We start from the raw sequence: 20210 nt of genomic DNA, 5'->3' as shown, positions 1-20210 counted from the left end.
TAGCGATCATCAGATGATTCGTAAGAAACTCATCGAAGTGGCTCTTCCACTGGAGGCGATTAACAAAGCTTCCGTCCGAGAGAGCTTCATTTATCGAGGCAATCCATCCGCCCTTCACAAGTGGTGGGCGCAGCGCCCACTCGCTGCTGCCAGAGCAGTAGTCTTTGCCCAGATGGTGGATGATCCGTCATCGCTGCCGGACCTGTTTCCGACGGAGAAGAAACAGGAGAAAGAACGGCAACGTTTGTTCAAGATCATCGAAGATCTTGTGCAATGGGAGAACACGACGAACGAGAAGGTGCTACAAGCAGTCCGCGATGAGATTTGGCAAAGCTGGCGCCGGGCTTGTGCGGAGAATGCGGAGCATCCAAATGCTAAAAACTTATTCAATCGTAATAAGCTGCCGCCATTTCACGACCCATTTGCTGGGGGTGGATCACTACCACTCGAAGCACAGCGCCTTGGCTTGGAGTCCTACGCCAGCGACCTGAATCCGGTCGCGGTGCTGATTAATAAAGCAATGATCGAGATCCCGCCGAAGTTCGCCAGCAAGCCGCCAGTGAATCCCGAATCGCGGAAGGACAAGACGCTCTTCAAGAAGGAATGGCACGGTGCTGAAGGGTTAGCCGAGGACGTGCGCTACTATGGCAAGTGGATGCGTGATGAGGCAGAGAAACGCATTGGCCATCTGTACCCGAAAATTGAAGTCATCAAAGAAATGGCCAAGGACAGGCCGGACCTGAAGCCTTACGTCGGTCGGAAGCTCACCGTGATCGCCTGGCTCTGGGCACGGACGGTTAAGAGCCCCAATCCTGCCTTCACGAATGTCGATGTACCACTCGCCTCGACCTTTATGCTTTCGACCAAGACGGGCAAGGAGGCCTATGTCGAGCCGATAATCGAGCGTGGTAACTATCGATTCACGGTGAGGATGGGCAAGCCGAAAGATGCAGAGGCTGCGAAGAATGGAACGAAGCTGTCTCGCGGCGCGAACTTCTGCTGTCTGATCTCGGATTCGCCGATTGCGCCCGATTACATAAAAGCCGAGGGCAGGGCCGGGCGCATCGGCGCGCGACTCATGGCGATCGTCGCCGAAGGGGATCGTGGCCGAGTCTATCTCGAACCGACACCGGAGCATCAGGCGGCAGCGGCCAGGGCGAAGCCTGATTGGCGGCCAGAATCGTCATTGCCAGACGATCCAAGAAACTTCTGGACCGTTCAATACGGCCTGACCACTTACGGCGACCTCTTCACGCCTCGGCAACTGGTGGCGCTGACGACACTTTCCGACATTCTGGGGGAAGCGCGGAAACGAATTAAACAAGATGTGTTGGCCAATGGCTTAGTCGACGACGGCAAGCCTCTGCAATTCTGTGGGATCGGTCCGGCGGCTTATGCAGATGCTGTGGCCGTGTACCTTGCCTTTGCTATTGACCGTTTGGCTGACTACAACAGCTCGATTGCCACTTGGAAACCTTCTGGTGAGCAAGTCATGCAAAGCTATAAGCGCCAAGCACTTCCAATGACTTGGGATTTTCCAGAATCAGACGTGTTGGGTAATTCGGCTATTTGTTGGAAAAATGCGGTGAAGTATTCCGCAGATAATCTGGAAGCGTCAGGTAAGGTTACAAGCGGACATGGTTATGTACAACAAGCTGACGCTGTAAGTCAGGCTATATCTATAAACAAGGTCCTCTCGACTGATCCGCCCTATTACGACAACATCGGCTATGCTGACTTGTCAGACTTCTTCTATGTTTGGCTGCGTCGCTCACTGAAAGAGATATTTCCCGACCTCTTTTCTACGTTGGCGGCACCGAAGACTGAAGAGTTAGTCGCGACACCCTACCGTCATGGCAGCAAGGAGAAGGCTGAGGCGTTCTTCCTCAATGGCATGACGCAGGCCATGCATCGGCTTGCGGAGCAGACACATCCAGGTTTTCCCGTTACGATCTATTACGCCTTCAAACAGTCGGAGAGCGACGGTGATGAGGGCATGACCAACACCGGATGGGACACCTTCCTTGCTGCCGTCATTGAGGCTGGCCTCGGTATCAGTGGGACATGGCCCATGCGGACCGAGTTGAGCAACCGCATGATTGGCTCGGGAACCAACGCCCTCGCCTCCAGCATTGTTCTCGTCTGTCGACCGCGCGCGGCGAACGCTCCCACCGCCACCCGCCGCGAATTCGTCAGTGCCCTGAAGGCTGAATTGCCTCAGTCGCTCGCGCATCTGCAAGCCGGCAACATCGCGCCGGTGGATCTGGCTCAGGCGGCAATTGGGCCGGGCATGGCAGTCTACACCCGCTATGGGAAGGTGCTCGACGCCGAGGGTAAGCCACTGTCTGTGCGTGAGGCGCTGGCGCTCATCAATCAGATCCTTGACGAAGCGCTGGCAGAGCAGGAAGGCGACTTCGACGCGGACAGTCGATGGTCGCTGGCATGGTTTGAACAGTTTGGCTTTACTCCTGGCGAATACGGCGTGGCTGAAACTCTCTCGAAGGCAAAGAATACAAGCGTCTCGGGGTTAGTTGAGGCCGGGATCATTAATTCGAAGGGTGGGAAGGTCAGATTGCTCAAGCCATCAGAGTTGCCCGGTGATTGGGACCCAACCACAGATAAACGGTTGACCAATTGGGAAATGGTTCATCATCTGATTCGTATACTGGAAGCCGGCGGCGAGGGCGCAGCGGCCGAACTCGTTGCAAAGCTTGGGAGCAAAGCCGAGACAGCCCGTGAACTATCCTATCGCCTCTACACACTGTGCGAACGTAAGAAACGCTCAGCCGAGGCGCTGTCTTACAACGCCCTCGTCCAAAGCTGGCCGGAGATCATCCGGCTGGCGCGAGAGGGCAGCAAACCGCAGAAGGCACAGTCAGGATTGTTTGAAGAGACTGAGGACTAAACGATGGCCATTACCAACCACGAACGTATCGGGAAAGCCTTGGACTTACTCAAAGAAGGGCTACAGCTCTTTGTCGAGCGCGAGATGAAGGCGCAGCACGCGCAACTCTGGTTTGAGCAAGTCAAGGCGTCGGTCCGAGAGACACAATCCAATCTGTTCGGAACGGAAGACAAACCCCGTTAGGACGTGGCCGCGCTTCTGGCCGTGATGTGGAACCAATGGCAGCTCGTCTTTCGCAAGACGCTGGGCCAGGCAGAACGGTCGCTCGTGAGCGAATTGCGCGATGTCCGGAACAAGTGGGCCCATCAGAATCCCTTTTCAGGCGACGACACGTACCGCGCGCTTGATTCTGCTGCTCGGTTACTGACGGCAGTCTCTGCATCACAAGCCGACGACGTCGAGAAGATGAAAATGGAACTCTTGCGTGTGCGCTTCGATGAACAGGTGCGGACCGAGAAGCGTAAGAGTGTTGGGACTGCCATCGAAAGCCAGGCCACGGGTGGACTGACGCCTTGGCGTGAGGTCGTCACTCCTCACAAAGATGTCGCGAGTGGGCGATATCAACAAGCCGAGTTTGCTGCGGATCTGTGGCAAGTCCACATTGGCGAAGGGTCGGATGAGTATCGGAAGCCGGTGGAGTTCTTCCGCCGGACTTACCTGACCGACAGTTTGAAGAAATTGCTAGTCGGCGCGGTGCAACGGTTAACTGGCACAGGCGGCGATCCGGTGGTGCAGCTCCAGACCAATTTCGGCGGTGGGAAGACGCACTCGATGCTGGCGCTCTATCATCTGGTCTCTGGAACTGCGCCGAACGAACTCCTTGGCATCGACACGGTGCTGAAGGATGCTGGGGTTGCGAAGCTCCCGACCGTCAAGCGCATAGTACTGGTGGGCAACCGGATCTCACCGGGGAATCCAGTCGTAAAATCTGACGGAACAGTTGTTCGAACATTGTGGGGCGAACTCGCCTGGCAACTGGGGCATGCGGCGGGAGGGGTGAAGGAAGCGAAGAAGGCGTTCAAGCGACTTCAGGCCGACGATGAACGGGCAACCAGCCCCGGCGATGTGCTGCGGGAACTATTCAAAGAGTATGGCCCTTGCCTCATTCTGATCGATGAGTGGGTGGCCTATGCACGGCAACTCCACGACCAAAGCGATCTCCCGGCGGGCGGCTTCGAGACGCAGTTCACCTTTGCACAGGTGCTCACCGAGTCCGCGAAACTCGCGAAGCACTGTCTGCTTGTGATCAGTCTCCCGGCATCCGATACGGCCGGCTCGCCCCACACCCAGGCGGATGACGTGGAAGTGGGCGGCCAGCGCGGACGCGAAGCCTTGGACCGATTACGCAACGTGGTGGGACGGGTGGAGTCTTCATGGCGGCCGGCGAGTGCGGAAGAAGGGTTCGAAATCGTCCGGCGGCGATTGTTCGAACCGCTGGTCGAAAAGAGTCAGTATGTCGCCCGCGATACGGTCGCGAAGGCCTTCTTCGATCTGTATTCGACCCAGGCCGCTGAGTTTCCGCCCGAGTGCCGCGACTCCGACTACGAGAAGCGCCTCAAGGCCGCCTACCCCATCCATCCAGAAATCTTTGATCGGCTCTACACGGACTGGTCCACCCTAGTGAAGTTTCAGCGGACACGCGGCGTGCTGCGTCTTATGGCTTCGGTGATCCATAGTCTCTGGGAAAAAGGGGACCGGAATCCGCTGATTCTTCCTTCCAATATCCCGATCGACGATCCGCGCGTTCAGTTCGAATTGACGCGCTATCTGTCCGACAACTGGGTGCCGGTGATCGAGAAAGATGTGGATGGTCCCAGTGCCTTGCCGCTTCGCCTGGATAACGACGTGCCCAATCTTGGGAAGTATGCTGCCGGGCGACGTGTGGCGCGCACGATTTATCTCGGATCCGCTCCGACCGCCACAGCTGCGAATCGTGGCATTGAAGATCGTCGTGTGAAACTGGGCTGTGTGGTGCCAGGTGAGTCGCCCAACATCTTTGGCGATGCGTTGCGACGGTTGAGCAGCGCGGCAACCTATCTGTACCAGGACGGAGCCCGTTACTGGTACTCGACACAGCCGACGGTCACGAAGCTGGCTGAGGATCGGGCCGAGCAGCTCAAGCGCAATCCCGACAAGGTGACGCATGAGCTTGATCGACGGCTTCGTGAAGACCTTCGCAAGACTGGTGACTTTGTCCGTGTGCATCCCATGCCTGAGTCCGGCCAGGATGTGCCCGATGATCTGGATGCACGGCTCGTCGTGCTTGTGATTGAGCATCCGTACAGCAAACAGCCGGGAAATCCTGCCGAGGTTGCTGCCAAAACCATCTTAGATTCGAGGGGCAATACCCCGAGGCTCTTCCGCAATACGCTCATCTTCCTCGCGGCTGACCAGGTTCGGCTCCAAGACTTGGATGAAGCCGTGCGGCGCTATCTCGCATGGGACACCATTCTCGCCGAGAAGGAGTCTCTCAATCTTGATCCTCACCAAGTCAAGCAAGCAGAAAATCAATTAGCCGCAGCCGACGGTGTCGTGTCGGCACGTATACCGGAAACCTATCAATGGCTTCTGGTGCCAGGTCAGTCAAACCCGCAAGCGTCTGTGGAATGGCAGGCCATCCGGTTGTCCGGGAGTGACGCACTTGCTGTGCGCGCCAGTAGAAAGCTGGGGAAGGATGGACTATTGGGCGTGTATGGTCCGACAGTGCTGCGATTGGAGATGGATCGCATTCCTCTCTGGCGAGGCAAGAATCATGTGCCTGTCAGACAACTGGTCGAAGATTTCGCTCGCTATCTCTATCTGCCGCGATTGAAGAGTCCAGAGGTTTTACTCGAATCGATTCGAAGTGGCCTAGGACTGCTCCTATGGCATCAGGAGTCCTTTGCCTATGCGGACAGTTTTGATGAAGCCGCCGGCTGCTATCGTGGTCTCCGTTGTGGCCAATCGGTTTTTATCGCGAGTGCCGATCCTGGATTGCTCGTTCGACCCGAAGTGGCATTCCAGCAGCAGGAGGCCGATTCCAAGACCACTCCTGCTACGCCAGGACAAGGAGGAATTGAAGTAGAAACCGGCGCGACCGGTGGAGCGGCTGGACCTGCAACGGGCGGGACTCCGACGACCAAAGGCCCGCGAGCACCAAAACGTTTTCACGGCAGCGTGAACCTCGACCCAACCCGCGTTGGCCGGGACGCTGGTCGGATCGCCGATGAAGTGATCTCGCATCTTGTCGGTCTGATGGGCTCTGACGTGAAGGTGACCCTGGAGATCGAAGCCGAGATTCCGAACGGGGCGCCGGACAACGTCGTGCGTACGGTCACTGAGAACGGTAGAACGTTGAAGTTTATGAGTCAGGGATTTGAAGAGGAGTAGATGTTAACCGTGAGTCTCGAATGAGACCACAATGTACCAGTATAAATGTACCGGGACTTGTTCTGAAGGCAACCGCCCATTCTGCATCACATTGTCATAGGATGTTTTGGTCGCCTCTGGCGATTGTCGACCGGCTAGCACCTGCGAAACGCATCGCTCGCGCCAGTGAACCTATCACTCTCGCTGCTTGTCCCTCTCCGGTCCCCCGGTTCCAGGCTTTACCTCGCGTTCCCTCCATGACCTGGGCGGTGCCTCTCCTTCTCCCGTGAGAGAGTCACCTTCATTTCACACTAAGGAGGAAACATCATGGCGACCAACCATTCATCCAAATGACCGGCAACCACGCTGCGCTGCGGCAACATCAAGGCCACCATCTGGCAGAATGTCAGCGAGAAGAGCCTGTTCTACTCAGTGACCTTTTCGCGGCCGTTCAAGGATGAGTCCGGTGAATGGCGCAACGGGATTTCTTTGGCCTCAATGACCTTGAGGCGCTCATGAATGTCGCCTTCGAGGCGAAGGAGTGGATCACCGCTCACACACTGAAGCGCTGAACGGTCTTCCTTGGGAAGCCTCCAGCCTTCCGGGGGTTTCCCTCATCCCATGTATGCTGCCGATATGACAAACCAGCGTAAGTATTGTACTTATGGAGTTAACGCACCCTACAGGGTACATTGGATACTATAACTATGTATTGATTTCAATACGTTACGAAATGTATTATTCTGTTTACGATATAGGTTTGTTAAATTAAATACTGTTAACAGTATATTATTAGTTGATTTGATATCGTATGGGGTATAAAAAGGCACCATGAAGCTAAAACCCGGCACGATTATCGATGACATTGCCCTCTCGCACCTTCAGGTTCAAGACGCAACCGAGCCGAGTAACCGCACGCCCGGAGACTGGATACGCATTCTGCGTAATCGACTTAGAATGACCCAGACTGAACTGGCCAAGCGCGCGCATATTACCCAGCCTAACCTCGCCGCAATTGAGTCTGGAAGAGTCGATCCCCAAGTAGGCACACTCCGACGAATCTACCAAGGTCTCTGGTGCGATCTGAATATTGAGCCACGACTGGAGAAACCTCTTGAAGAACTACTCCGAGGTCGGGCACGCACGGTGGCTCTAAAGCACCTCAAACACACCATGGGAACCATGGCACTCGAAGATCAAGCACCCGACAATGAAATATTCAGACGGCTGCTTGAGAAACGCACGGACGATATTCTCCGTAGCCGGCGAAAACACATATAGTTCTGTACCGATGAAGGATGAAACAGAACCAGCCGGGTCAACCCCCGGCGACGACACCACTGGTCTTATCCCTACACATCTCGCTACTCGATCAGAGAGGAATGCCGTTGAGGCAGACGCCATTAGTCTTGCGTATAACAAATATATTTTTGAGGCTCGCAGAAAGAAACGCGGCAAACAATGGCTCACAGACTATTTTGTCTGTAAGGTTCACCGGGACATGTTCGGCTCAATATGGGAGTGGGCGGGGAAGTACCGCACGGATACGTTGAACATCGGCATTGACTGGCATCTCATACCGGAACAGATTCGGTTGCTGTGTGACGACTTTCTCTACTGGGACTATCCCACCTCGACGATGTCAGTCCTTGAAGCGGCCGCACGGCTCCAGAATAGACTGACGAAGATTCACCCATTCAGAAATGGGAATGGCAGACACGCAAGGCTGATCACGGACGTTTTCCTTCACTCCCGACAACACTCCCTGCCACAATGGCCCCAGATCCACCTTATGCCTCAAGGTCACGAGGTTCGGGCCCAATACATTGCTGCCATGAAGCAGGCCGACCAAGGAATCTTTTCTGATTTGATCCAATTTATTGAAGGCTGCCTCCCTAAACCTTCCTGAAGAGATGGCTGTGCAAATTTGCGCTACAAGTCTGAACGATGGATCGAATTCTACGGAGCATAAGGGAATGGCTGAAGGCTAACAGGACAAGCCATGCGGCCTTAACCCGCATGCTTGCTCACGGTTCGTGATGAATCGGTTCACGCTGCGCGACAACCGCGAGGAGCGAGGTTCACGTGACGAGCACATCCGGCGGCTGATGGTCACGTTTGTCTCGCCCATTCCGACCGTCTCGTAGAATCGAGCCTTCGCGTCGGCGCTCATGATTACCCTCTAGCCAATCCCATCATGGCGGAATGCGCTCGACTGACGAACGCGCCGCTCGAACTCGTCACGAAAGAATCGCCGGAAGACCGGGTCGCCGAAGAGAGGCAAAAACGATCGGCAAATTACCGACCTCGGTCCACGACAGCACCGCAATCTCCTGTTCGGCACCGCAAGATTGGAGCAACAGTAGTGCGCCGAGTAATAAGGCAATGATGGTGGGCCAGATCATCGCTAGTGCACCGAGAAATAGGACGAGCGCTAGCGCCCCCAACGTCTGCTGGACGAGCTGACTCTGGACTTTGATCATAACGTCCTCCTTCGTTTGCTCTCCGCTGGAATACATAAGTAAGATTGATCTAAGGGTTGCACTATATGACATAAAGAGGAGTAATAAACAACAGGGAAAGCTATTGAGTAGGGGTTGGCACTGTTGTCAGTGTTTCATGATGATACAGTTCGGCATCTAAGGCCTAATTGGGGAAACCATCGCAATAACGAGTCTTCCTGAAATCAACATGTTTGACCTTTTAAGGCGAGGGCATGGGTTCGAGTCCCAGCTGGTTCACCAGTTTCAACAGGTCAGGATCACCCACCAGGCCTGGTAGGTACTGGTTCAGAAGTACCACGAGCCATTTCATAGCAGTCAGTGGCACATCCGGGCGAACGAACAATGGCTTTATCCTCCGCCGTGACCTTGTACAAGAATTTCTTGCATGAGCCGCTCGAGATCTTGACTCATGAGATTGACATCTGTTTTGAGGAGTTCCAGCATGGCGGCTCCGGCGGTTCCTAGCAACGCCAGATTCAAGCCTCCCGCGACAATGCCGATCATCGCATCACCCACAATGGCGCGGACCCTGTCCAATCGCACAGCCGGAGGTGAGTCCTAGCAGGAGCACACACCACATCAACGCTCCGACGTGCATCCCCGCGCCTTCCTTCGTAAGTCCCTGAGCCATTTTGCCTAGATTAGGTTGAGCTCCTCACAACCTCAGCGAACCATGGATCACGCGAGTTGAGGGAAACATCATCGAGAGTTCAATTGCCGCACCCGTTTGATCGAGCAGTACAGCCCATAGCCTTGGGCCACCACCCCGGTCACGAGTAACCCAAGCGCCGTCGGAAGCCAGGCTGAGGTAGGGCGATCGAGTCCGTACATGCCCATGACAAACCCAAGGGCAACGGCGACGATGCCGACTGATCGTGCGATGACGCCGCGTAGCCACCACCTATCTGTCGAGATTTTGGGAGACAGCATGTGTTCAGTCTACAGGTGAGTGGAATGAGTGGAAAGAGGCGCAATTGCCGACCAGCGGACCGTCATTGTCCGCGTCAATCCTGGACGGTAGGAGAGGCTGGCACATCGATAATCCGACGGAAGCAACGTGCAGGTGATCGATACGTGCCGGTATATCATGCATGAGCGCTGAAGCGGCCATGAGACATGTTGTGCTATCTTGGATTCATCAGTCGGTGCCACACAAAACGGTGAGAAGCTGAATGCGAACCGCAGATCATTCTAGTGACGAGTAGGTCATGTCCAAAGTGAAAGTATAGATCATGAAGCTCACACGATCGGCCGTTGAACGATTGAAGGCATTGAGCGTTGTGTATCCTGAGGACCCTATCGTCCGCGTGCAGGTGAAGGATGTGGACGACCAACGGTTGGCCTTCAGTATCACACTGGAGGATCGGGCTGAGCCGGACATTGAATATACTGATCCATCCGGCTGCCGGTTCCGTACTTCCGGTATTCGAGACCTCCACTTTTTCTGGCCCTACCCTTGCCTCGGCTCGGTGTAAGGATGCCGAACGGACCTCAGATGGGGCATAATTCATCAACTGATGATGCGGACCGTGGCAATCTGGGGCAATAAGATAAGGCTCACTTCAAGACAAGCTTATCCTCTTTCAAGGTTCATAGGTGCTGCATGACTGAAGAATGGCGCGCGATCCTCGTCGTCGATGACGACGCCGACATGCGGGAATTGGCCCATGACATGCTGAAAGACCGAGGTCATCAGGTCACGATGGCCGGAAGCGGTGACGAAGCTCTGAAACGATTGACCGAAACAGACCATGCAGTCGTCCTTACGGATCTTCGCATGAAAGGCATGCAAGGACTCGAGTTGCTGACCCATATCAAACGAGACCATCCCGATATCAACGTGATCCTCATGACCGCGTTTGGGTCAGTGGAAACGGCGGTCGAAGCCATGAAACACGGGGCGAGCGACTACCTCACCAAGCCGATCAGGAAAGACGAATTGATCCGGGTCGTCGAACGGGTGATGAGGGAAGCGGCGTTACGGCGGGAAGTCAGCCGGCTCAGGAAAGAAGTTCGCAAGGAGTACAGCTTCCACCATATATTGGGGAAGAGCAAGGCGATCCAGGCGGTGTTCGATCTCATTCGGCGCGTGGCCGATAGTCCGACCAACGTGCTCATCACGGGAGAAAGCGGCACGGGGAAAGAATTGGTCGCCAAAGCCATTCACTACAACAGTGACAGAAAGGATGCTCCCTTTATTCCGGTCAACTGTGCGGCGATTCCGGAGCAGCTCCTGGAGAGCGAACTGTTCGGGCATATGAGAGGCGCCTTTACCGACGCAAAGATAGACAAGCGGGGATTGTTCGAAGAAGCGCAGAAAGGCACGCTGTTTCTGGATGAGATCAGTGAGCTCCCGCTCATGCTTCAGGCCAAAATCCTTCGCGCGATCCAGGAAAAGGAGATCCGGCGGGTGGGAGCGACCAAGCGGATCTCGGTGGATGTGCGCATCATCGCGGCCACCAACCTGAATCTCAGCGAGGAAGTGAAGAGCAAGCGATTCCGCGAGGACCTCTATTATCGACTCAACGTGATCGAGCTGAAGTTACCGCCGCTCCGGGAACGGCGCGAGGATATTCCGCTCTTGGTGGAGGCCTTTCTCAGAAAGTGCGGGGAAGCTCGCGGGAAAGAGGTCAAGGGTGTCAGTGAAGCCGCCATGGCGATCTTGATGGACTATGCCTGGCCCGGTAACGTGCGAGAACTGGAGAATGTCGTCGAACGGGCTGTGACGCTCAGTCGGGGGGAGAAGATTTCTCCGGATGATCTGCCCTCGGCGGTGCAAGGAGCCCGTGGCGACCGTCGTGTACTGGACGAAGCAGCCGAGCACACTCTGCCCTTGCATGAGCTCGAGAAAGAGTACATCAAGAAGATCCTCGAAAAGACCGGAGGCAATAAATATCAGGCCGCCCATGCCCTTGGCATCGACCGCAAGACCCTGTATCGTAAACTCGCCGAAATCGAGGGCAAGCTTCATCCGGAGGAATGACGCGTGTCTTTCGCTCATGGAAAAGCGAGATCGCACACCAACGGCAGCCGGTGACGCCGAACGCACCGTGCGGTGGACGAGTACGCATGGCGCAAGACAGGCCCTGTCGAAGCACACACGATCAAAGGATGACCGTAGCCTTCTGTTGAGGAGCCCGTGATGGAGAGACACGAGGCGCAATCGACCTCAGATACAGGTGGCGCTAGAGTCGACCGTCAAAAGGCGGAGCAACAGCTCCTCGTCAGCCAACTGAGGCTGGAAGGCATCGTTGAATCTGCGATGGACGCGATCATCACCGTCAACGAGGATCAGCGAGTGGTGTTGTTCAACCGGGCCGCCGAACGGATGTTCGGTTGTTCTATCGAGGATGCCATCGGCCGGCCGCTTGATCTGTTCTTGCCCGCCAGCTTCCGTGAAGCGCACCATCACCATGTTCATGACTTCGGGCGCTCCGGTGTCACGAGTCGGAAGATGGGTCGCTTAGGCTCCGTGTCGGGGCTTCGAGCCGATGGTGAAGAGTTTCCCATCGAGGCCGCCATTTCGCATATCGTCGTAGAGGGACAAACATACTATACCGTCATTCTCCGAGACATCACCGAGCGCAGGCGAGCCGAACACTTGCTGCGGCAAAGCGAAGAACGGTACCGGCGGCTGATCGCCATCTCGCCCTACGCAATCCTCGTGAACCGGGGCAACCGGATCATCTTTGCCAATGACCAGGCTATCAAGCTGTTCGGGGCGGTAAAGGCCGAGGAGATCCTCGAAAAGTCGCCCATGGACCTGTTCCATGCCGATGACCATGACATCGTTCGACAGAGGATCGACGAACTGTTTGAAGGAGGGACGCAAGTGCCCGTGCTTGAGGAGAAAATCGAAACGCTCGACGGAAGGACCGTGGAGGTAGAAGTCAGTGGAGCCCGATTCGTTGACGAAGAGGGACCGGCAATTCTGATCATGCTCCGAGATGTCAGCGAGAGGAAACGGCTTCAAGAACAATTGCGGAGGACTGAGCGGGTCGCTGAACTTGGGACGCTGGCGTCCGGCATGGCGCACGAAATCGGGACGCCGATGAACGTGATTCTTGGTCGGGCTGAATATCTGATGGATCGTGTGACGGAGGAGCCGATCAAAAGGGGCCTTCAGACGATCATTACGCAGGTTGAACGGATTACGCGGGTGATGAATCAGCTGCTCTCGTTTGCTCGACGCAAAGCTCCGCGGCGCGTTCCACTTGACCTCAGACAGGTGATCGCGGACAGCATGGAGATGTTTCAGGAGCGTCTCGCAACAAATCAGATTCGGGTCGAAATGGAGATGGCCGGCCCTTGCCCCATGGTGCTGGCCGACGCGGATCAGATAAGCCAAGTCTTGCTCAACCTCATCATGAACGCCCTTCACGCTATGCCGGAAGGAGGCACGCTTCGAGTCGGTTTGGAGCAGGAGCAAGCGATGGTGAAACTCACCATCGCTGATACCGGTCACGGAATTCCGTCGGAGGTCATCAGGAGGATCTATGATCCCTTCTTTACCACGAAGGAGTTCGGGAAGGGAACCGGCTTGGGGTTGACCGTGGTGAAGGGGATCATTGAAGAACATCAAGGTTCCATTGCTGTAGAGAGTGAGGAAGGGAACGGAACGAGCTTTACCGTCCTGCTGCCAATGAGTCAGGAGGCAGGCTGTTGAAAAAGTCCGCCAGCGGCGTTCTCGCATCGCTTAGAGGCTCAACGTACGGCCCAGAGTACGCTTCGCCTCCTCGCTTGCTGCGGCCTTGCTGGACGGCCTTTTTGATCAGCCTGCACGCCCCGGCGTCGGGCGTTGTGTGCTCCGTGCGAGGCAGAGGACTGTAGCATCTTGCACCGGCCGGCTCCTTTCCGATCGTGGTGTTTCTCGCCACTGTAGGTTTGTCTCAATATTCGCCGTCATCAGGATCCCCTTGAATTCAGGGGCATCTTGGTCGCCCGCTAATCGGCATCTTCTTTGCTTCCACTCTCATAACATGCTGATGGAGTCACGTAAGGGAGGGGAAAGAGGATGGCGCTGGTGGAAAACAGAACAACAGCCAGGGTCCTGATCGTCGAAGACGACCGAGAGATGCGCAACTTGCTGTGCGATGAATTTTGCGGAATGGGGTATCAGCTGCGTGAAGCGAGGAATGGAGACGAAGCATTTCTGGCGGTCCTGCAATCCGAACCAGATCTGATCCTTACCGACTTGCGGATGCCGGCGGGAGGGGATGATTACATCAGCCGGCTCCGGACTGTGGCGCCCAAGTGTCCCATTGTCGTCATCACCGCGTTCGGCGACGCGGCACTGAAAGCGCAGGTGGTGAAAGCTGGTGCGAGCGCCTACTTCGACAAGCCGGTCCGGATTGCTGACCTCAAGAACTGTGTGCAACAATTGCTCGACCACAAGCCGGGAGCTGAGGGTTGACGGCAGATGGCTTATGGTGGAAAAGAAGAAACTCCGATGATTTCGCACGGCACCTTCATTTTCGTGCTCTAGCGCGCATTATTCACGAACGCTTCTGCTGCAATCGCGGAGTCGCCGCTACGACAAGCCTGGACGCGATCCGAGAGCGTCCAGGCAGGCGGGCTCGCCGCTCGGTCGGTCGACATACTGTCTCAAGTATGCCTCCCTTCCTCGCGGTTCCTCGCGCGTGTCTCGCTTGGCGATTGCGCGATTTCACGACGAACCGTCGTGAATAGTGCGCGCTAGGCCATCAACCATATGCCATAGCCGCTTCATGTGGAGGAGCGAGGTAATCGTGTCTGACGAACAAATCCCCGCCGCACCATTGTCTGTCGATCCGATCATTGTCGCGCGAATCGAAGCGATCACACAGTTGGCACAGGGGCTGTCCGACCGCGTGGCGGTCATGGACCGATCGTTCAACGTCGTGTACGCGAACGAAGCCGCATGGTCAGTGGACCAGACTGCAAAAACTAACCGGTCTCACGCCAAGTGCTACGAAGCGTTTGCTCACCGGACGGACCCTTGCGGGACCTGTCCGGCCATCAAGGTGTTTGAGGCACCCGGGGTGGAGTGCGTGTCTTGTTCGAGTGGAGGAGACGGCACGGCCTGCGGGATGAGGCAGGCTTTTCCCCTGACTTCGAGTCGGGGCGAGGTCAGCTCGATGCTGGTTCTGTTTAAGAGAGAGCAGGGTCCAATGACGCCGGATGTGAAGCCGGTGGAAGCGGAACATCCACCATCTGCAGTGCGAGAATCGCTGGGCGATCTGATCGGCCGGAGTCCGGCCATGCAGCAGCTTTTCGACATGACCGGCCTGGTGGCGGACAGTTCGGCGACCGTCCTCATTCACGGTGAGAGCGGAACGGGAAAAGAACTCCTGGCGAAAACGATTCATGCGCTCAGCAACCGGAGGGATCGACCCTTCGTCGTCGTCGATTGCGGATCCTTGCCGGAAACACTGCTCGAAAGCGAGCTATTCGGGCATGTCAAAGGAGCCTTCACCGGGGCGGTCGCCAATAAGCGTGGACTATTCGAAGAGGCGGAGGAAGGTACCATTTTCCTCGACGAGATCGCCGATACCACGCCGACCTTTCAAGCGAAGCTGCTCCGCGTCCTGCAAGAGGGCGAGATCAAGCCCGTGGGTGGAACCAGGTCGCTGAAGATCCATGCGCGGGTCATCTCTGCTTCGAACAAGGATCTGGCCGAACTGGTGGGGGCCAAGACGTTTCGACAGGATCTGTACTATCGACTAGCCGTGTTGCCGCTCTATTTGCCGGCGCTTCGGGAACGGCGAGAAGACATCCCGCTGTTAGTCCGGCACTTCGTCGCCGCTTCGTGCGTTCGACACCACCAAGCAGTGCGGCAGGTTGCTGAGAAAACGATGCGGGCTCTGAGTGACGCCCCTTGGCCCGGCAATGTCCGACAATTGCAGCATTACATCGAACGGGCCGTGGTGACGACCATCGGGCCATGGCTTGTGTGCGATGATCTGGTTTCAGATGGCGTCGTTGCTGAAGATGAAAGTTTACGGTCCGCGTCACGTGGGGCTATGGCTCAGACAGAGCGCACTCGGATCGTGGACGCGTTGCAGAAAACTGCAGGAAACCGATTGAAAGCCGCCAAGCTGCTCAAGATCAGCCGAGCGAGCCTCTACAACAAGCTTCGTGCCTATAGCATCGAATAGCGTTTTGTTTGCCCCATTCCACCTCTTTCTCGGTCGCAACAGTCCAAGTCGCTGGATTGTCTAACCCATTGAAATGATGGGCAACGGTTCAGCCGCATCCCGAGACTGTCCATTCGCTTAGATTTTATAATCCCTCTGTAAAGCAGTGAAGCGGCCTGGGAAGTTCACGATCACCGCTTCTATCGAAACAAACTCTTCCTTCCTGGTCCCTGCGCACGAACCTTGCTCAGTCCGCGCAGCAGTCGTTGAGCTGTTTGACCGTGGAACAGTTTGACCCTCTGAAAATGGGCAGGGGTCTTGTCGTAAGGAAGTTTCACCATCACTGTATGACAGAAGGAGGTAGAGAGCATGGCTTCTGAACGTTCCGGGAAAATCGACGCCTTTTGGTATAACACGAGGCCCCTCAAGTCCGGCTGGCTCGCGATGCTGGGGATCGGGATCTTCTGGGTGCTCTACCAGCGCGCCTTCGGCTATTCACACGGCTTAGACTCCATGACGCCGGAGTTCGACTCGGTGTGGATGGGGTTGTGGCGGTTCAACATCGTCGGTAACGCCATCTTCTTCGCCATCTCCATCGGCTGGCTCTGGACGACGCGGGACCGGAACCTGGCGAACCTCGACCCCAAGCTGGAGTTGAGACGGTATTTCTATTTCCTCAGTTGGCTGGTCTGTTACATCTGGGGCGTGTACTACGCCGGCAGCTACACGCTGGAGCAGGATGCGGCGTGGCACCAAGTGATCATCCGTGACACAAGCTTCACGGCGAGCCACATCGTGGCGTTCTACGGGAGCTTCCCCTTGTACATTACGTGCGGCGTGTCGAGCTACTTGTATGCGCAAACGCGGTTACCGCTGTACGCACAGGCGACGTCCTTCCCGTTGGTGGCGGCGGTGGTGGGACCGATGTTCATTCTGCCGAACGTGGGACTCAACGAGTGGGGCCATGCGTTCTGGTTTGTGGATGAGCTGTTCTCGGCGCCGTTGCACTGGGGCTTTGTGACGTTAGGGTGGTGCGGGTTGTTCGGGGCTGCGGGCGGCGTGGCGGCGCAGATCGTGAGTCGGATGTCGAATCTGGCGGACGTGATCTGGAATGGCGCACCCAAAGATATTCTCGATCCGTTTTCAAAACAGGTGGGCACCGGGGCCAAGACCGGGTACTGAGGTAAGCGATGAAGAGCAGACCATGAACCGTAGTATCAGGCCATTGCCGCCATTGGTCTGATGAGGTCCGGCACCTCCCAATGAAAGGGGTCGGGCCAAATACGCTGAGGGGGTCACAGCTGAGAGTGACCCCCTCATTTTCTATTCAGGCTGAATTGGCTGCGATCCGACAGGGATGCCGACGGATGTGTGGATCGATGGATCAGATTGATCTAACGAGAGAGGAGGTTCCATGCAGTGCCGGACGATGAACGATGTGGAAGAAACCATGAATCGTGTGTTGACTGAGGTGGATCTTGCGCAGTCAGGGCGGACCTATTGGGGCCAGAATGAATGCCTCATTCTCGATCGGTTCATCCCTAAAAAGATCATCAATCCCTGTCTCACCGAGGTCGAGCTGCTCCGGAAGAATATCTATCGCAATTACGTGCCTGGTCACAAGCAAGGAGGCAGCGTCAGTTATTATGCGATCTGGAATGAGCTGCATGAGGCATCCGCCATTATCTCTCTCTATCGCTCGCCCGCATTGCGCCGATTCCTAAGCGACATCGTCAAGGAGGAGTTGTTCCTCTGCCCGGAAAACGATCCCCATTCCTGTGCGCTCTACTACTACACGCGGCCGGGAGACCACATCGGATTCCATTACGATGCCTCGTACTACAAGGGTACGCGATATACGGTCCTGATGGGCTTGATAGAGCGATCCGAACAATGCCGACTGGTGGCCCACATGCGCAAGCCCGGCACGAAGGAGGAAGTAAGCGAGCAGGCTGTTCCCCTTGATCCGGGGTCGCTGGTGATCTTTAACGGCGACAAGTTATGGCATGCCGTTACCCCGCTCGGGCCCCGAGAAGAACGGATCGTGCTCACGTTGCAATATGTGACTGATCAGGAAATAGGGCCGTTTCACCGTGCATTCTCAAACCTAAAGGACGTCTTCGGCTACTTCGGTCCGGCGGCCTTGATAAACCGGCCGAGGGCGGAACGAACCCCGATCAGCCACGACGCGACATCGCAGTCAGATACGATGTTGGATCATCCAACATGACAATTCCTCGCGGGGGCCACTGGTGCGTCTTTCCATCGCGATTCCTGAGGCGCAGGTAGTCGAAGCTCCGGCTTTGCTCCGGCTGGTCCGGATGGCCCCGGCCTGCGACGTAGAGGCCGATGAAGGGGGTACGCTGTACGTTGCCCTCTTCGATGACTTTCCAACATCGGCCGAGATCGTTGCGCGGCTGATTGAGGAGGCGTGGGACCTGCACGATGTCCGTATCACGCTCGACGATAGAGCCGTCGTGAGTCGGATAAATTTCTACATCGCCCTCCGATGCTATCACGAGAGTCTCAGCGCGCCGGATGCGGTTGCCTACTGTCTACAGCAGTCGGCAAAAGTGGGTGCCGACGGAGGGTGTCCTGATCGATCCTGTCTGTCCCACTGTCAGTTTATTTGTTCACGATGCGTGGGAATATCGCGCGATCGACCAGCCAGTCCGGTTCCGATTCAGCTCATCGAACTGGCACGGCACGCGGAAGTGGACTGGTGTCCGAACCTAAGCATTTCAAAATCGAGCGCCTGAACTAACAAGTTGCAGTTGATGGAAGCCAAGTCGAAAGGTTTGCGGTACAAGCATCTATTGGATCGACGAAGACGGACGAAATCGACTATTCATCAAGCTGACGACTTGGGGCAGCAGATGACTGTCAGTTGACTGTTCAAAGGAGGACCGTGCTCCTCGGTGCTTCAACCTTGCCCCGTCATGCCCCAGTTTGCCGATAGACACCGTCCAAGATCTTAGACAGTATAACGCTTTGATTTCTTTCCATAGACACATTGAGATCCCCTTTGTTGTCTCATTCCGTAGAAGAATTCCTCAAATTGAACTGATTCCTTCTCCACAGCCGAACAACCTGTAACTTCGCGTCGCAAAAAAAGAATTCTTGTTCGACAGGCATACGGCCGTGGAAAGGCACGACGATTGCCCTACGAAAGTGGTGCTGGTGAGGGTCTGGGTGATTTTGGACCGGCCTCCGAATGACCCATTCCTTCGCAAGAAGGAACCCTTCACCAGCTCTTAACCCTCCTGAGATGCGAGGCCGGAGGTCAGTTCGGAGGCCGGTTCGTATTCCATCGCCACAAGGAAGAGAAGATTCGTCCACATGATTGACGAACAGATATCAACTAATCGCCGGATGAGGCGAGTACACCAGGGAGAGGAGGCCGAGACATGAGGTCCACTCAGTTTGACCACAGTCGGAGACAGAGAAGAGCCGGCGTGATGCTGCGATTCCAAGGCCTGGCGTTGGCGAGTAGCCTTGCCTTTGCGCCGATGGGATTCGCGGCAGAGCGGCACAATCATCACGCAGATGCGGGACAGGCGTCGTCGGAAAAGGTCATCTATCGTGAAGGCGGGTCGATCCTGCACGACCGCATGATGGACGAGGTCAAGCGACAGCAGGAATTCATCCGAGAGAAGGGCGGTTACACTAGTGGCGCCAATAGCCACATGCTCCAACAGGGTGTGTTGCTGGTAGCAGAAGACCCGTCCAAGGTGGCGGTGAACAACGGGCAGCGCTGCCCAGCCAATGTGCCGGTAAAAGAGTACCACGTCTCAGCCATCAACGTCGAAATCACCTTGAGCCGATTCCTCGACTATTTCCCCGGCTACATGTACGTGCTGACCGAAAACATGGAGAAGGCGCGGGGAGAGGAAACAGCCAACAGGGAGGCGCGTGAGAAAGAGAATGACCCCGGTGCGATATCGAACGGCTTGCAAGGTGATGTCATCCAACCGCTCGTAATCCGAGCGAACCAGGGAGATTGTCTTAAACTCACCCTGCACAATGACATCGCGGACGAAGCGACGAATCTCGTCATCAATGGCTCGTCGATGGTCGTGTCGTCCACCGGCAAGCCGGCGACCCCGTCGAACGGGGACACGACTGTGGCGTCGGGCAAGCAGCAGAGCTTCGAATGGTACATCAAGCCCGACACGCAGGAAGGGGCACGGTTCTTCCGCTCCCACGCCTCGCGCGAGCAGTTCAATCAGGGCTTGATCGGCATGCTCGTCGTGGAGCCGCGCGGCTCCCGGTACTTGAGTCCATTCGACGGCAAGCCGATGCCCAGCGGCTGGGAAGCGATGATTGAAGATCCGAACG

The 20210-nt window shown here is 56.1% G+C and carries 15 protein-coding genes and 1 pseudogene; 13 read left to right on the top strand and 3 right to left on the bottom strand.

What is annotated here, in order from left to right:
- Positions 1-13 precede the first annotated feature (13 nt).
- The 4 genes and pseudogenes from P0120_15065 to P0120_15050 all read left to right on the top strand — a co-directional run bounded on the left by P0120_15065 (position 14) and on the right by P0120_15050 (position 7534).
- Positions 14-2905, top strand: a complete 2892-nt coding sequence (locus tag P0120_15065; GenBank protein MDF0675641.1) for a DUF1156 domain-containing protein — start codon at positions 14-16, stop codon at positions 2903-2905.
- A gap of 3 nt (positions 2906-2908) precedes the next feature.
- Positions 2909-3271, top strand: a pseudogene (locus tag P0120_15060) (Swt1 family HEPN domain-containing protein).
- 405 nt (positions 3272-3676) lie between these two features.
- Complete coding sequence (locus tag P0120_15055; protein ID MDF0675640.1) at positions 3677-6274, top strand: DUF499 domain-containing protein; 2598 nt, start codon at positions 3677-3679, stop codon at positions 6272-6274.
- A gap of 810 nt (positions 6275-7084) precedes the next feature.
- Positions 7085-7534: a helix-turn-helix domain-containing protein gene (locus tag P0120_15050; GenBank protein MDF0675639.1), complete on the top strand. Its 450-nt coding sequence runs from the start codon at positions 7085-7087 to the stop codon at positions 7532-7534.
- A gap of 959 nt (positions 7535-8493) precedes the next feature.
- Here P0120_15050 and P0120_15045 read toward each other — a convergent pair.
- The 3 genes from P0120_15045 to P0120_15035 all read right to left on the bottom strand — a co-directional run bounded on the left by P0120_15045 (position 8494) and on the right by P0120_15035 (position 9687).
- Complete coding sequence (locus P0120_15045) at positions 8494-8736, bottom strand: hypothetical protein (protein ID MDF0675638.1); 243 nt, start codon at positions 8734-8736, stop codon at positions 8494-8496.
- 369 nt (positions 8737-9105) lie between these two features.
- A complete protein-coding gene (locus P0120_15040) occupies positions 9106-9300 on the bottom strand; it encodes a hypothetical protein (protein ID MDF0675637.1) in 195 nt (64 codons plus the stop codon).
- 156 nt (positions 9301-9456) lie between these two features.
- On the bottom strand, positions 9457-9687 hold the full coding sequence (locus P0120_15035; protein MDF0675636.1) for a hypothetical protein: 231 nt from the start codon (positions 9685-9687) through the stop codon (positions 9457-9459).
- Between the two features lie 302 nt (positions 9688-9989).
- Between P0120_15035 and P0120_15030 the strand changes: the two genes are divergently transcribed.
- The 9 genes from P0120_15030 to P0120_14990 form a co-directional block, all read left to right on the top strand.
- A complete protein-coding gene (locus P0120_15030; protein MDF0675635.1) occupies positions 9990-10232 on the top strand; it encodes a hypothetical protein in 243 nt (80 codons plus the stop codon).
- A gap of 128 nt (positions 10233-10360) precedes the next feature.
- Entirely contained in the window at positions 10361-11740 is a 1380-nt protein-coding gene (locus P0120_15025) for a sigma-54 dependent transcriptional regulator (protein MDF0675634.1), read from the top strand.
- A gap of 159 nt (positions 11741-11899) precedes the next feature.
- Complete coding sequence (locus P0120_15020; GenBank protein ID MDF0675633.1) at positions 11900-13423, top strand: PAS domain S-box protein; 1524 nt, start codon at positions 11900-11902, stop codon at positions 13421-13423.
- A gap of 357 nt (positions 13424-13780) precedes the next feature.
- Complete coding sequence (locus P0120_15015; GenBank protein ID MDF0675632.1) at positions 13781-14170, top strand: response regulator; 390 nt, start codon at positions 13781-13783, stop codon at positions 14168-14170.
- A gap of 334 nt (positions 14171-14504) precedes the next feature.
- The gene (locus P0120_15010; protein MDF0675631.1) at positions 14505-15893 is read left to right on the top strand and encodes a sigma-54 dependent transcriptional regulator; all 1389 of its coding nucleotides are present in this window, start codon (positions 14505-14507) and stop codon (positions 15891-15893) included.
- A gap of 348 nt (positions 15894-16241) precedes the next feature.
- Positions 16242-17054, top strand: a complete 813-nt coding sequence (locus tag P0120_15005; GenBank protein ID MDF0675630.1) for a methane monooxygenase/ammonia monooxygenase subunit C — start codon at positions 16242-16244, stop codon at positions 17052-17054.
- 232 nt (positions 17055-17286) lie between these two features.
- Positions 17287-18102 carry a 2OG-Fe(II) oxygenase gene (locus tag P0120_15000; protein MDF0675629.1) on the top strand — a complete coding sequence of 272 codons (816 nt, stop codon included), beginning with the start codon at positions 17287-17289 and terminating at the stop codon, positions 18100-18102.
- A gap of 22 nt (positions 18103-18124) precedes the next feature.
- Entirely contained in the window at positions 18125-18631 is a 507-nt protein-coding gene (locus P0120_14995) for a hypothetical protein (protein ID MDF0675628.1), read from the top strand.
- A 648-nt stretch (positions 18632-19279) separates the two neighbouring features.
- The coding region (locus P0120_14990; GenBank protein MDF0675627.1) for a multicopper oxidase domain-containing protein at positions 19280-20210 on the top strand (931 nt) is incomplete at its 3' end.

Source organism: Nitrospira sp. (assembly GCA_029194675.1).
GTDB lineage: Bacteria > Nitrospirota > Nitrospiria > Nitrospirales > Nitrospiraceae > Nitrospira_D.
Note: the sequence above shows the minus strand (reverse complement) of the source record. Positions and strands in the feature narration are given on the sequence as shown.